Source organism: Streptomyces sp. NPDC107522 (genome assembly GCF_055657525.1).
The window spans coordinates 131,617-144,996 of sequence record NZ_JBVKAU010000014.1; the positions used below are offsets into that span (position 1 = coordinate 131,617).

A 13,380-nucleotide genomic window follows, 5' to 3' on the forward strand; every position below is an offset into this window, starting at 1 on the left:
ACCGGTGAGGACGACAGTCATGGACATGCTGTGGAGCGGCTGGGGCGACCCGGCCAAGGCGGCGCCGCTGCCCGAGACCGTGACCGGGCTGCTGCGCGATCTGCTCGGCGTCAAGCCGCGCGCCGCCGGGGTGGTCGCTCTTCAGGACATCGCCGTACCCGAGCCGCGCCTCGAACCCGCCGCCCGCCAGGCCCTGTTCACCGCCGTCGGCGGCGAGGAACACGTCCGCTTCGACGCGGAGACCCGCATCCGGCACACCCGCGGGAAGTCCACCCCCGACCTGTTGCGGATCCGTGAGGGCGAAGTCGACGACATCCCCGCAGCCGTCGTGCTCCCGGCCGAGCACGACGAGGTGCTCGCCGTGCTGCGTGCCTGCGCCGAACACGGCCTGTCCGTGGTTCCGTTCGGCGGCGGCACCTCCGTCGTCGGCGGTCTCGCCCCCACCCGGCGCGGCCCCTTCGTCGCCCTCGACCTGCGCCGCATGGACCAGTTGCTCGCCCTCGACCCGGTCTCCCGCACCGCCACCCTGCAACCGGGCCTGCGCGCCCCGCAGGCCGAGGCACTGCTGGTCGAACAGGGCTTCACCCTCGGCCACTTCCCCCAGTCCTACGAGTGGGCCACCATCGGCGGATTCGCCGCCACCCGCTCCAGCGGCCAGGCGTCCGCCGGCTACGGCCGCTTCGACGAGATGGTCCTGGGCCTGACCCTCGCCACTCCCGAGGGCACCATGGACACCGGCCGCGCACCGCGCTCGGCAGCGGGACCCGACCTGCGTCAGCTCCTGCTCGGCTCGGAAGGGGCGTTCGGCGTCATCACGTCCGTCACGGTGCGGATCCGCCCCGTCCCCGAAACCCGCGTGTACGAGGGCTGGCGCTTCGCCTCCTTCGAGGAAGGCGCCACCGCCCTGCGCCGCCTGGCCCAGGACGGCCCCCGCCCGACCGTTCTGCGGCTGTCCGACGAGACCGAGACCCTGATCGGCCTCGCCCAGCCCGACGCCATCGGCGCGGACGGCGCCGGGCTGCAGCCCGCGGGATGCATGGCGATCGCCGGCTATGAAGGCACGGACGAGGACACCGCGCACCGCCGGGAACGGGCCGCCGCCGTCCTGCGCGAGTGCGGCGGCACCCCGCTGGGCGAGGAACCGGGGCAGCGCTGGGCGCACGGCCGCTACTCGGCCCCCTACCTGCGGGACTCCCTGCTGGACGCCGGGGCGTTCGCCGAGACACTGGAGACGGCGACCTTCTGGTCACGGGTGCCCGAGCTGTACGCGTCCGTCCGCGACGCCCTCACCACGACACTCACCGAGGCCGGCACCCCACCCCTGATCATGTGCCACATCTCCCACGTCTACGAGAACGGCGCCTCGCTGTACTTCACCGTCGTCTCCGCACAGGGCGACGACCCGGTGGCGCACTGGGAGCGCGCCAAGCACGCCGCCAACGAGGCGATCCTCGCCGCGGGCGGCACGATCAGCCACCATCACGGTGTGGGCACCGACCACCGGGACTGGTACGTCCGTGAGGCGGGCCCCCTGGGTATCGAGGCGCTGCGTGCAGTCAAGCGCCGACTGGACCCGGCAGGCCTGCTCAACCCCGGCGTCCTCCTGCCCGGCGACTGATCCTTCGCCTACGGGCTCCCCAGCCGCTCGACCCCTTGCCACTCCTGATTCCCCACACCGCCCCGCCTCCGGCAGCTCCCTCCCGTCGGCCCGAAAGGCACACCGATGCGTCAGTTCACCGCCATCGTCAACCCCACGGCGGGCGGATCCGCCTCAGCGGCCGCGTTGCTGCAGGTGGCCCGGCAGTTGCGGGAGGCCGGGGCCGGCCTGGAGACCGAGTACAGCCGTAGCCTCGACCACGCCCGGGAGCTCGCCCGGGACGCCGGGCAGCGGGGCCGGGTGGTGCTGGCCGTCGGCGGCGACGGAATCGCCGGCGGCATCGGCGGCGCCCTCAGCGGCACCGACGCCCTGCTCGGCCTGGTTCCGGCCGGCCGCGGCAACGACTTCGCCCGGGCGCTCGGCCTCCCCACCGACCCCACGGCACTCGCCCAGGTACTGCTCCACAACGAACCCCGCGAGGTCGACACCATCGAAGTCGAGTCTGCCGTCCACCACCGCACCGTGGTCCTCGGCAGCGTGTACGCCGGCGTCGACGCCCTCGCCAACCGCCATGCCAACAACGCCACGCTGCTGCGCGGCGCGGCCTCGTACTACGCCGGCGGCCTGCGTGCCGTCACCACCTGGCGCGCGGCACGTTACCGGGTCACCGTCGATGGCGAGGAACACCCGCACACGGGCTACACGGTCGTCGCCGCCAACTCCGGCTACTACGGCTCCGGTCGCCTCATCGCCCCCGACGCCCGCGTCGACGACGGCCTGCTGGACGTGGTGATGATCCGCGAGGCGCCGCGCCGGCTGTTCTTCGCGCTGATGAACGACCTCAAGACGGGCGCCCACGTCCACCGCCCCCAGGTCCGCATCCTGCGGGGCAGGGAGATCCGCATCGAGGCCGACCGCGAGGTGCCCTACGGCGCGGACGGCGAGGTCGAAGCGGCCCTCCCGGTCACGGTCAGAGTCCTGCCGGGAGCGCTGCGCGTCCTGTGCTGAGCGCCGGCCACGGGTGTCGCGTCCGTGACCTGGTGCTGCGACCGCTCATCGGCCGTCCACCGGCATCCGCGGGCGCGTGGCTCTCAGCGGCTCCGAGGCCGTGTTGCGATCGGCCTCGTCCTGCACGAGGAGCGAGAGCAGTGCGGCCACCGGCAGGCCGGCTTCGGCGGGGTGACGCAGCACCTTGTCCGGCTCGACCCGGTAGATGTTGGTGCGCCCCTCGCGGACGTGGGAGAGATAGCCGTCCTGCTCCAAGTCGGAAATGATCTTCTGGACGGCCCGTTCGGTGAGTCGGCAGTGCGCCGCGATATGTCGAATGCGGACGTTCGGGTTGTCGGCGATGGCTGCCAGTACGCGCGCGTGGTTGGTCAGAAACGTCCATCCGGTGTGCGGCTCAGGGACTCCATCCATGTACCAAGACTACGACTGACCGTTCACGTATACAAAAACACGCACTGCATTTCATGTATCTATTGACGTGTCACGCAGTTCCGGTTCACTCTGGTGGGGAGACGGGGAGCACCGAGGGAGAGGCGGTCATGGCGGAGCCCGCGTCCTCTGCGCACCCCCCTACCGGGGGCGCTGCCGACCATGCCGAGACCACAGGCGCACCGGCGGCCGGTTCGCCGTGCCTGCTGGTCACACACCTCTGTCCGGACGGCGACCGGATCCTGGTGAGGGTCCGCGGCGAACTCGACATCGACACCAGCGAGCAGTTCCGGCGCGTCCTGCGTGAAGCCCTGAGCCGCGCGGTCCGCGGCATCGACCTGGATCTCGGCGGCGTCGCCTTCTGCGACTGTTCCGCTCTCAATGTCCTCCTGACCCTGCGGCACCGAGCTTTGGAGCAGGACAAGACCGTGACCATCCACTCCACCAGTACGGCAGTCGATCGCCTCCTCGACCTGACCGGCACACGGACGCTGTTCGACGGCTCGGGCTCGGACGGGCAGGGCGCGCCGGCCCAGCACACTCGGGGCGCGGAGGTCTCCGACGTCACCGATGAGGACCTGCGGATCGAAGTCGCCCAGTTGCGACGGGCGATGCAGACCCGGCCGACCATCGACCTGGCCCGGGGCATCCTGATGGCCTCCTTCAGTCTGAGCTCCGACGAGGCCTGGGCGGTACTCGTCGCGGCCTCCCAGAACACCAACACCAAACTGCACGCACTGGCCGGAGACCTGGTCACCGCGGTCAAGGGCGACGCGTTGCCGGAAGCGGTACAGGAGCAGCTGTCCTCGGCGGTCGCCAGGGTCCACTCCTCCTCCACGGCCTCGCAAGAGGGGCCCGAGGAGCCGGAGCGCGCACCGGCCGCCAACTGAACCGTCGCGGTTGCGTCGATCGGCGGCAGGGCGGCAGGGTTCGGGGTGTGCCTACCTTGCTGATCGTGCATCACACCCCCTCGCCCAACTGCCAGGCCATGCTCGAAGCCGTCATCTCCGGTGCCACGGCACCGGAGATCGAGAACGTCGAGGTCGTCCGGCGGCCGGCGCTGTCGGCCACGCCCTCCGACGTGCTGAACGCCGACGGCTACCTGCTGGGCACCCCGGCGAACCTCGGCTACATCTCGGGGGCCCTCAAGCACTTCTTCGACCAGATCTACTACCCCTGCCTGGACGCGACCCGGGGCCGGCCGTTCGGCTACTACGTGCACGGCGGCAGCGACGTGACCGGGGCCGTGCGGGCGATCGACTCCATCACGACGGGCCTGGCCTGGCGACGCTCCGCGCAACCCGTGACGGTGACGGGCGAACCCGCCAAGACCGACGTCGAGGCCTGCTGGGAACTGGGAGCCACACTCGCCGCCGGCCTCATGAACTGACCTTCGCGATAAGAAATTTCTGTGAATCAGCGAGACGATTGAACACAACGTGGCGCCTCTCCGTATGGGACCGGGGGATTTTCATGCCCTGACCGACCACGAGGCGTAGGAGTACTTCCTTGGGACGCAGCACGCGAAGACGCCCCACGGGCGCACGGCGCGCGACCTTTGCAGCGGTCGCGCTGATGTTGGGCGGCGGCGGCCTGGTTGCGGCCAACGTCTATGCCTCGGCCACCGAAGACGGCGGAGCGGAACCCGCTCGGACCCTGTCCTCCCCGGCCGGCACCATCGACTGCCCGGATGTCGGCAGCAAACTGACGGCCGTCCCGGACGGGGCGAAAGAGGACGTCGCGAAGGAACTCGCGCTCCTCGACGAGCAGATCGCCGAGGCCTACCAGCGGCTGCAGGAGTCCGCGCAGGCGATCCAGCAGGACGCGGGCTTCGCCGACAGCTCGATCATGAATCCGCTGAAGGACAAGCGCACGGCGACGATCGAACGCATCGCCATCGCCATCGACCGCGCTGGAGACCGGCCGCAAGGCCTGGAGACCCTCGCCCCCTGCACCCTGCGCGCGGCCGACAGCGGCACCGGTGACAAGGGCGACGACGGCGCACAGGACGACGGCGGCGACAACCAGAACGGCGCCGACCAGGGCGGCCAACCGCCCGCGAACGGCGGCCAGAACGGCAACGGCGGCCAGGCCGGCAACGGGCCCGTCGCCGCGGACTACGTGGACATCAAGGCCGTACAGCCCAACGTGCAGAACCCGGCCCCGCAGTCGGACGCCTCCCGCGGCACCTTCGTCACGAGCTGCGGTGTCAACGACAACGGCCTGTTCAACTCCGACAACGTCATCGTGGCCCCCGGCGTCTCCAACGGCGCCCACCACTTCCACGACTACATCGGCAACCAGTCCAACACCGCCTTCGCCAGCGACGAGGACCTGGCGAACGCCGAGACCAGCTGTGTCGACCAGGGCGACAAGTCCACGTACTACTGGCCCGTGCTGCGCCTGCAGAACGGCACGCAGGAACAGGACGCCGACAAGCCGGGCGGCGGCATCGAGGGCAACGCCGGTGAGATCGTCACGCCCAAGGACGTGACGCTGACCTTCGTGGGCAGCCCCCGCAGCAAGGTCACCGAGATGCCGCGGCTGCTGCGCATCATCACCGGCGACGCCAAGGCCTTCGTCAACGGCACCGCCAACGCCAACGCCTCCTGGAGCTGCACCGGCTTCGAGGACCGGCAGCTGAAGGACAAGTACCCGCTGTGCCCGCAGGGCAGCGACGTGGTCCGCACCTTCAGGTTCCAGAGCTGCTGGGACGGACAGAACATCGACAGCGCCAACCACCGCGCCCATGTGGCGTTCGCGGCCGCTGACGGCAGCTGCCCGAACGGCTTCAAGGCCATCCCGCAGCTGGTACAGCGCATCGTGTACGACGTCGACGCGCCGAGCCTGCAGGACGGCGGCCGCACGACCCCGCTGTTCGCGGTGGACTCCTTCCCCGAGCAGCTGCACAAGCCGGTCACCGACCACGGCGACTTCATCAACGTCTTCGACGAGGACCTGATGGGGCAGATGGTCGACTGCATCAACGAGGGCCGCAAGTGCGGCGTCGGTGCCGACGAGGGCGGCGACCCGGGCGAGGAGGAGCCGACCGAGCAGCCGACGCAGGCGCCCGGCGACGGAGGGGGCGAGGAGACGGAGCCGCCTGCGACGGAAGAGCCCGCGACCGAGGAGCCGCCCGCGACCGAGGAGCCGGCCACCGAGGCACCCGCCACCGACGAGCCCGCGCCTGACGAGCCCGCGAACGAGGCGCCCGAGACCGAGCCGGCGAAGGACGACAAGCCCACCGTGTCGAGCACGGTGGCGCCCAAGTCCTACGGCACTCCGACGGCCGACGAGGACACCACCGCCCCGGCACAGGGCGGCACGGCGAACGACGACGCCGAGACGGGAAGCACCCCGGCGCAGTCGCAGCCCGCCGCGGCCGGCGACGACTCCGACACCGGAACCGGAACTCAACCGCAGGCAGTCGGAGGCGACCTCGCCGAAACGGGCACCACGCTGTGGCCCGCCGCGGCCGGCGCCGTCCTCCTCATCGCGGGCTTCCTGCTGCTGGTGCGCACGAGGCGCCGCTCCGCATGACGGAGACGACACCCCGGACGTGCGCCTGACGCGGTGGCGCTCCACTGGGGCCCGGACCGGTCCTCCCGGTCCGGGCCCTTCGCGTGCGCAGGTACGGCCAAGGGGCCCTGCTGCCGGTGAGGCGCGGCTGCCGTCCTAGTCCACGATGGCGCCGCAGGAGATGTTCACGTCCGTCGCGGTGAGCGTGCGGGCCCGGTCGGAGGCGACGAACGCGGCCACATCGCCTACGTCCGCGAGGGTCGCGCAACGCCCGAGCTGCGTCGCCTCGACCAGACTGTCGACGATCGCCTCCCGGCCGGGGAACCCACCGGGGAGGGATTCCGGCACGCCGCCCGACTTGAGCGTCACCACCCGCACACCCTGCGGTCCCAGCTCGACGGCCCACTGCCGGCGCAGCCCCTCCAGCGCGTCCAGCGCGATCTTGAAGCCGCCGAGGCCGGGCAGCGTCTGCGGCCCACCGCCACCGAAGGCGAGGATCACGCCCGTGCCGCGTGCGGTCATGTGCCGGGCGGCCGCCCGGGTCGTCAGGAACTGCGAGCGCATCGCGGTCACGATGGGCCGCAGAAAGTCCGCGACGGAGATCTCCGACAGGGGCTCCTGGACATCCCCGTATCCGATGGCGTTGAACGAGATGTCGAGGCGCCCGGCCCGTGCGGCGACGCCGTCGACGAAGGCGTCCACCGCCGCCTCGTCCAGCGCGTCGGCCACGGCCCCCTCGGCCGTGCCGCCCTCGGCGCGAATCTCCTCGGCGAGCTTCCCGAGCGGCGCCCCCGTGCGCCCGGCGAGGAAGACCCGAGCCCCCTCACGGGCGAAGGCACGCGCTGCCGACCCGCCGATGGAACCGCCCGCGCCGTACACCACAGCGACCTTGTCCTTCAGCAACATGATCGATCTCCGTTCCAACCGGCTACCGGCTGTCCGGCCGCAGCACGCGGCCGAAGCCCTTCATCCGATACGTCGGCACCGAAGGCCCGATCTCGACACTTCCCACGTCCGGGTCGTCCGCGGCTCCCGGGCCGCAAGATCATGGAGTGGGAATACCCGCGGGGCGGGCCGGGCGGCCGAGGCGGACCGGGACGCCGGGGGAGTACAGGACGCTCACCGGCGCGGCGTTCGGAACGGGCAGCCCGGCCGCTGCGACGAGGTTCTCCTCGCAAGCGATCAGCTCGGCGCGGTACAGCGGCCAACGGGGGTGGTGGTTGGGCAGGAACGCCAGCGGCTCGGCCCCGCCGAAGAACGCGTTGTGCATGCCCCAGCGCGCGGTGAGGAAGTGCTCCAACTCGGTCGGCTCCTCGATGCGCTCACCCCTGCGCACGGTGATCCGGCTGAACGCGCCGCGCGGACCGGGCCAGCGGCGGGAGCTGGTGTAGGTGACGGTGTCGCCGGCCGTACGGACGGTCATCCGGGACCACAGGTACGGCAGCCGGAAGCCGACGCGCCCCATCACGACTGGGATCAGCCGCGCGGCGTCCATCGACCGGAACACGACGCCGCGCCGCCCGTGCGCGTCCACGGAGTACAAACGCACGTTGGTCTCGGGAAAGGTCCCGAGATACGGCACCCCGGGCAGCCGCAGCCAGCCGACCCGATGCATCCGGAAGGCGACCAGGCCGACGTACGTGACCCCGTCGTGCGTGTCCGGAACGGTCCCTCTCGGCAGCAGCCCCGCCACCACGTCCGGGTCGACGGCCCAGTGGATGAAGGCGAGGTCAAGCCACTGCTGGGTGAGCAGCGGGGTGGGTATGCGGGCGGGGGCATCCGGGGTGACAGGAGAGGGCTTCGGCACGAGGCCAGCATGGCAGAGCCGGGCGAAGCCCCGCCGCTCACCTTGGGGTGTGCTGGCCCTCATAGCGCGCGGCGAGAGCGGTCAGATACCCGCGCAGCATGATCTTGCTCTCGTCGAGGAGGCCCGGATCACCCTCGGGGTCACGCCGGAAGGCCTCCTGTGCGAGCGCGTCGGCGGCCAGGACGGCGGCGTGGCAGGCGAGGCCGAGTGCCTCGTCGTCGCGGGCGATGCCGAGGGCGAGCAGGATGCGCCGGATCCCGTCTGCCATCCGGCGTTTGTGCTCGCGGTCCGCGACGCGGGTCTGCTCGGTGAGGCTGCTGCCGAACCACAGTGCCCGGAAGCCGTGTTCGGTCCGGTAGATCGCGGCGTAGGCGTCGATGAGCACGCCGACCGGGTCGTCCCACCGCTCGGCCGTGGCCGTGCGGACGAGGTCGTCCATGGTGGCCTCGAGGCGGTCGAGGTAGCCGGCCGCGAGGGCGTCGATGATGGCGTCGCGGTCGGGCAGGTACTGGTACAGCGAACCGACCGAGACGTTCGCCTGAGCCGCGACGCGGGTCGTGGTCAGTGCCTGGACCCCTTCGCCGATCAGGACGCGCTCCGCGGCCTGAAGGACCCGGGCCAGGCGGGCTTTGCTGCGCGCCTGCTGGGGAGTGCGGCGCAGCGCAACGGGCCATGTGCCGCCGCGCTCCGGGGCCGGATCGCCCATGCACAGCCTCCGAACCTGAACGTGACTTTGTTTCAGGTTTACGTTACCGTCGCGTACATGACCGACTCAAGCTCAGCGCTGGGTCAGGAGCGCGCCGCCGTGGCCGAGGCGTGCCGCCGACTGGGCGCTGAGGGGCTGCTCATCGGTACGGCCGGCAACGTCAGCATGCGGGTGGAGAACCAGGTCGCGATCACGGCCACCGGCGCCGTGCTCGCCGACCTGACGGCCGACCAGGTGACCGTCGTCGACCTCGACGGGAACGTCGTGGCCGGGACGTTGCAGCCCACCTCGGAACTGGACCTGCACCTCGGTGTCTACCGCCGCTACGGCACGGGCGCGGTCGTCCACACCCACGCCCCCATGGCAACCGCACTTGCCTGCGTACTCGACGAACTGCCCTGCATCCATTACCAGTTGCTCACGCTGGGCGGCTCGGTACGCGTGGCGCCGTACGCCACGTTCGGTACGCCCGAACTCGCCGACTCCGTCCTCACGGCACTGGAGGGCCGCAGTGCAGCGCTGATGGCCGGCCACGGCGCCCTCACCCACGCTCCGACGCTGGCCAAGGCCGTCGAGCACGCGCTGCTGCTGGAGTGGGCGTGCGGCGTCTACCAGCACGCGGCCGCCCTGGGAACGCCCCGTGTCCTCGACGAGCACCAGCAACTCGCGGTCATCGAGGCCGCGCTCGCCCGGAACTACGGCACCACCCACCCCGTACCACCCGTGCAGGAGGGACACCGATGAAGGTCGTCACGATGGGCGTACACGTGCTGGACGTGCTGGTACGGCCGGTGGAGGAGATACCCGAAGGCCAGGGCGCCACGCTGGTGGAGGACATCAGGATGACCGCGGCGGGGACAGCGGGCGGCACCGCGCTCACTCTCGCCAAACTCGGCGCCTCCGTACGCAGCGCCGGGGCGATCGGCTCGGACCCCACGGGGGACATGCTGGTCCAGCTCCTCAAGACGGCCGGCATCGACACCCGATTCCTCGTCCGCCGCACGGACACCCCCACCTCCGCGAGCGTCCTGCCCATCCGCCCCAACGGCGACCGCCCGTCGCTGCACCTCCTCGGCGCCAACATCACCTACGGCCCCGACGACGCGCCCTGGGACGCGATCGCCGAAGCGACTCACCTCCACCTCGGCGGCCCCGAACTGATCGGCGTCGACACCGCCGCGCGCATCCTGTCGTACGCCAAGGAGCACGGCGTGACCACCTCGGTGGACCTGCTCGCCCCCGGCGCGCTGGGGAGCTTCGAGCAGATCGCGGCACTGCTGCCGCACGTCGACTACATGCTGCCGAACGAGGACCAGGTCCTCGGCTTCACCGGCGAAGAGGACCTGATCGCGGGCGCACAGAAGCTCCTGGCTGCCGGAGCCGGCCTGGTCGCGGCCACCCGTGGCGGCGACGGCGCACTCCTCGTGACCCCGGAGGGCACCGAGAACGTGCCCGCCTTCGCGATCGACGTGGTGGACACGACCGGCTGCGGCGACGCGTTCTCGGCCGGCTTCCTGCGCGGCATGAGCCTCGGCCGCACGCCGTACGACTCCGCGGTTCTCGGCAGCGCGGCGGCGGCACTGGTGGCCCAGGGACTCGGCAGCGACCACGGAGACTTCGACCTCGCGGCCGCCGACGCCTTCGCCGCGACCCACAAGCCGCGCTCGTGAGGTGAGTGCAGGAGGCCGCCCTCAGTCGTCGCGATGGCTGACGATGTTCAGGACATTGCCGTCGGGCGCGCGGACGAGGAAGCGGCGCAGGCCCCATGGCTCCTCGGTGAGCGGGTGCACGATCTCGTACCCGCGTCGGCGAGCCTCGGCGTAGGCGCGGTCGACGGCCGCGCCCACCCGCACCGAGACGGCCGCGAGCTCCGGTGCGGTCGCGTCGTGGGTCACGAGCTGGATCTGGGCCCGCCCGTCGGGCGTCCGGTAGCGGGCGACCCAGCCCATGTCGAGGGCCTCGACGCTCAGGCCGAGGTAGTCGGTGTGGAAGCCGCGCGCGGCCGCGATGTCCGGGACGTGGAGGTTGGCCGTGATGCCGGTGGGTTCCATCATGACTCCTTGTGCGAGCCTGCCTGCCGCGCCCCGACGCTACTGCGTTCCCCGGCGTTACGCGTGCACCGGCGCCCGCTCGTCCAGCAGGCCCTCGCCGCGCAGGTCGCTCCACACCTGCGCCGGGATCTCCCTGCCGAACGCCGCGATGTTGCGCCGTACTTCGTCCGCGGTGCGCATGCCGACGACGATGCCCGCGACGGCCGGGTGGCGCAGCGGGAAGGCCATGGCCAGTTCGGGGAGTGTCACCCCGTGTGCCTCGCAGACATCGGCGATGCGATGCGTGCGTTGCAGCAGGTGCGGTGCGGCGGGCGCGTAGTCGAAGGTGGCGCCCTCGGCGGGCCGGGCCGTGGCGAGCAGCCCGGAGTTGAAGATCGACGCTGCGAGGACCGAGACGCCGCGCTGGGTGCACGCGGGCAGCAGGTCGTCGAGGGCGCTGTGGTCCAGCAGCGTGTAGCGGCCGGACAGCATCACCACATCGACGTCCGACTCCTCGACGAGCCTCGTCAGCTTGCCGGGGTGGTACATTCCGGCGCCGATCGCGCCCACCACACCTTGCGCGCGCAGCTCGGCGAGGGCCGGGTAGCCGCCGCGCAGTGCATCCTCGAAGTGCTCCTCCGCGTCGTGCAGAAGCAGCAGATCGATACGGTCGACGCCGATGCGCTCGAGTGAGTCCTCCACGCTGCGCAGCACACCGTCCCGCGTGAAGTCCCACATTCGCCTGTGTGTCGCCGGCACCGCGAAGCTCTCGTCCATCCGACCCGCCGGATCCTGCGGCACCAGCAGCCGGCCGACCTTCGTCGACAGCGTGACCTCCCCGCGCGGCCTGCCGCGCAACAGCGCGCCGATGCGGCGCTCCGAGTGCCCGATGCCGTAATGCGGCGAGGTGTCGAAGTAGCGGATCCCGCCGTCCCAGGCCGCCTCCAGGGCGCCGGCGGCGGTCTCGTCGTCCAGTGGCGCGAAGAGCCCTCCGAGCGGGCCGCCGCCGAAGCCCAACTCCGTGACCTGGACGTCGCTTTTCCCGAGCCGGTTCCGCTTCATCGACCTTCCCCTCGTATGGCTGGTGACGCGTGGCCATCCTGCCGGGGCGCGTGTCAGTGACCCAAGTGGATATCCGCCAAGGTGGGCTCATGAGGGGGCCGTTTCCATGCGTTGAGCGGTCGAACGGCAGCGGTCTTCTGCCCCACCGCCACCTGGTCAGCGATCACCCGCATGACTCTGCGCCTGACTCCCAAAGGACCCGATACCGGTTTCATCAGCTCACACCACGATGACGCCCCCACCGAGGGTGTGCCTGGGCGCGGGGACGCACAGGGAACCCAGCGTGTCCCGCATCCCCATCGAGAAAGGGCAAGAAGATGGACGAGCCGACACGTGACGAACTGCAGCTCGCTGCTGGGGAGCGATTGGACGGCGTCGCCAAGATGCTCGCCGGTGCCCTGGTCGCCGTAGCGGGGATCATGACGGCGCTGGGCTTCACGAGCGAGTTCGTGTTTGTCGCCCTGAATAACGAGTCATGGCCCATCGTCGTCGCCTCCACCTGCGGCATCCTCTCCATCGTGTGCAGCATCGTGGCGCTGCTCATCCGCCCCACCTGGCGAGGCGCGTTCTGGGAGACTGGCGTGCTCGCGCTTGGCGTGGTGTTCTACATGGCTGCCCTGAGCGTGGCGGTAGTCGGTGCCGCCAAGGCGGCAGGCGGCAACGGTCGTCCGACCATCAGCCAGATCGTTTTGAAGGACTCCGGGGCCGACCGCCGCCTGTCGTTCAAGGTCCGCGCCGACGGCGTCAAAACATCGGACAGCATCGAACTGAGTGTCAACAGCCTTGACACCGCCGAGAAGCGGACCGCTCTGTACTGGAGCCAGCTCAGACCAAACGACAAGGGCGTGATCGAGCAACGAGTCGACCTGCCGCTGGTCGTTGATGACGAGGCGGTCGGCATCGACATCTTTGCCGCGACGGGAAAAGAGGATCAGGCGGTCACGTGCGATTCTCGATCCCGACGCGGTCCAGCCTGTACGCGCATTTTCCTCCCATGAGACGGCTTCCACCGGAACACTCACGTGCGCTCCAGCGCTGCCGGGAAGGCATTCTGGGGACTGAGATTTACCATTCAGGAGTTCAGGAGGCATGGGCGGGGCCACAAGCCCGAACCGCTCTGGCAGATCCCGACCGTGCGCCCCGGTCCGCACCCGGGGCAGAGCCCGTCGATCACCTGCCGATGATCTCGCCACCGGCCGCAATGTCCTGGTCGCTGACCGGT

At 70.9% G+C, this 13,380-nt stretch carries 14 protein-coding genes; 8 read left to right on the forward strand and 6 right to left on the reverse strand.

The features are described 5' to 3' along the window. The first annotated feature begins 19 nt into the window (after positions 1-19). Complete coding sequence (locus tag ACZ7L6_RS33310; protein WP_471930546.1) at positions 20-1,618, forward strand: FAD-binding oxidoreductase; 1,599 nt, start codon at positions 20-22, stop codon at positions 1,616-1,618. Between the two features lie 105 nt (positions 1,619-1,723). Continuing rightward, positions 1,724-2,605 carry a YegS/Rv2252/BmrU family lipid kinase gene (locus ACZ7L6_RS33315; RefSeq protein ID WP_471930396.1) on the forward strand — a complete coding sequence of 294 codons (882 nt, stop codon included), beginning with the start codon at positions 1,724-1,726 and terminating at the stop codon, positions 2,603-2,605. A gap of 45 nt (positions 2,606-2,650) precedes the next feature. Here ACZ7L6_RS33315 and ACZ7L6_RS33320 read toward each other — a convergent pair whose 3' ends face one another. After that, entirely contained in the window at positions 2,651-3,016 is a 366-nt protein-coding gene (locus ACZ7L6_RS33320; protein ID WP_471930398.1) for a helix-turn-helix transcriptional regulator, read from the reverse strand. Positions 3,017-3,144: 128 nt separating this feature from the next. Here ACZ7L6_RS33320 and ACZ7L6_RS33325 point away from each other — a divergent pair, with 128 nt between their 5' ends. From ACZ7L6_RS33325 to ACZ7L6_RS33335, 3 genes are all read left to right on the forward strand, one after another. After that, complete coding sequence (locus tag ACZ7L6_RS33325) at positions 3,145-3,924, forward strand: anti-sigma factor antagonist (RefSeq protein ID WP_471930400.1); 780 nt, start codon at positions 3,145-3,147, stop codon at positions 3,922-3,924. A gap of 47 nt (positions 3,925-3,971) precedes the next feature. Beyond that, on the forward strand, positions 3,972-4,424 hold the full coding sequence (locus ACZ7L6_RS33330) for a flavodoxin family protein (protein ID WP_471930402.1): 453 nt from the start codon (positions 3,972-3,974) through the stop codon (positions 4,422-4,424). Positions 4,425-4,609: 185 nt separating this feature from the next. After that, positions 4,610-6,574 carry a DUF1996 domain-containing protein gene (locus ACZ7L6_RS33335; protein ID WP_471930548.1) on the forward strand — a complete coding sequence of 655 codons (1,965 nt, stop codon included), beginning with the start codon at positions 4,610-4,612 and terminating at the stop codon, positions 6,572-6,574. A 135-nt stretch (positions 6,575-6,709) separates the two neighbouring features. Here the strand turns inward: ACZ7L6_RS33335 and ACZ7L6_RS33340 are convergent, their stop codons facing one another. The 3 genes from ACZ7L6_RS33340 to ACZ7L6_RS33350 all read right to left on the reverse strand — a co-directional run bounded on the left by ACZ7L6_RS33340 (position 6,710) and on the right by ACZ7L6_RS33350 (position 9,066). Beyond that, entirely contained in the window at positions 6,710-7,459 is a 750-nt protein-coding gene (locus tag ACZ7L6_RS33340; RefSeq protein ID WP_471930404.1) for an SDR family NAD(P)-dependent oxidoreductase, read from the reverse strand. A gap of 139 nt (positions 7,460-7,598) precedes the next feature. Continuing rightward, positions 7,599-8,360 carry a YqjF family protein gene (locus ACZ7L6_RS33345; RefSeq protein WP_471930406.1) on the reverse strand — a complete coding sequence of 254 codons (762 nt, stop codon included), beginning with the start codon at positions 8,358-8,360 and terminating at the stop codon, positions 7,599-7,601. Positions 8,361-8,397: 37 nt separating this feature from the next. Continuing rightward, complete coding sequence (locus tag ACZ7L6_RS33350; protein ID WP_471930408.1) at positions 8,398-9,066, reverse strand: TetR/AcrR family transcriptional regulator; 669 nt, start codon at positions 9,064-9,066, stop codon at positions 8,398-8,400. A 57-nt stretch (positions 9,067-9,123) separates the two neighbouring features. Between ACZ7L6_RS33350 and ACZ7L6_RS33355 the strand changes: the two genes are divergently transcribed. Then, complete coding sequence (locus ACZ7L6_RS33355) at positions 9,124-9,810, forward strand: class II aldolase/adducin family protein (protein WP_471930410.1); 687 nt, start codon at positions 9,124-9,126, stop codon at positions 9,808-9,810. Further along, the gene (locus ACZ7L6_RS33360) at positions 9,807-10,736 is read left to right on the forward strand and encodes a carbohydrate kinase family protein (RefSeq protein ID WP_471930412.1); all 930 of its coding nucleotides are present in this window, start codon (positions 9,807-9,809) and stop codon (positions 10,734-10,736) included. The genes ACZ7L6_RS33355 and ACZ7L6_RS33360 overlap by 4 nt, the downstream gene beginning before the upstream one ends. Before the next feature lie 21 nt (positions 10,737-10,757). Here ACZ7L6_RS33360 and ACZ7L6_RS33365 read toward each other — a convergent pair whose 3' ends face one another. After that, positions 10,758-11,120, reverse strand: a complete 363-nt coding sequence (locus ACZ7L6_RS33365) for a VOC family protein (RefSeq protein WP_471930414.1) — start codon at positions 11,118-11,120, stop codon at positions 10,758-10,760. Positions 11,121-11,174: 54 nt separating this feature from the next. Beyond that, positions 11,175-12,158 carry an aldo/keto reductase gene (locus tag ACZ7L6_RS33370; RefSeq protein ID WP_471930416.1) on the reverse strand — a complete coding sequence of 328 codons (984 nt, stop codon included), beginning with the start codon at positions 12,156-12,158 and terminating at the stop codon, positions 11,175-11,177. 317 nt (positions 12,159-12,475) lie between these two features. On the opposite strand from ACZ7L6_RS33370, the gene ACZ7L6_RS33375 reads away from it, so the two are divergent. Further along, a complete protein-coding gene (locus ACZ7L6_RS33375) occupies positions 12,476-13,156 on the forward strand; it encodes a hypothetical protein (protein ID WP_471930418.1) in 681 nt (226 codons plus the stop codon). The last annotated feature ends 224 nt before the right edge of the window (positions 13,157-13,380 follow it).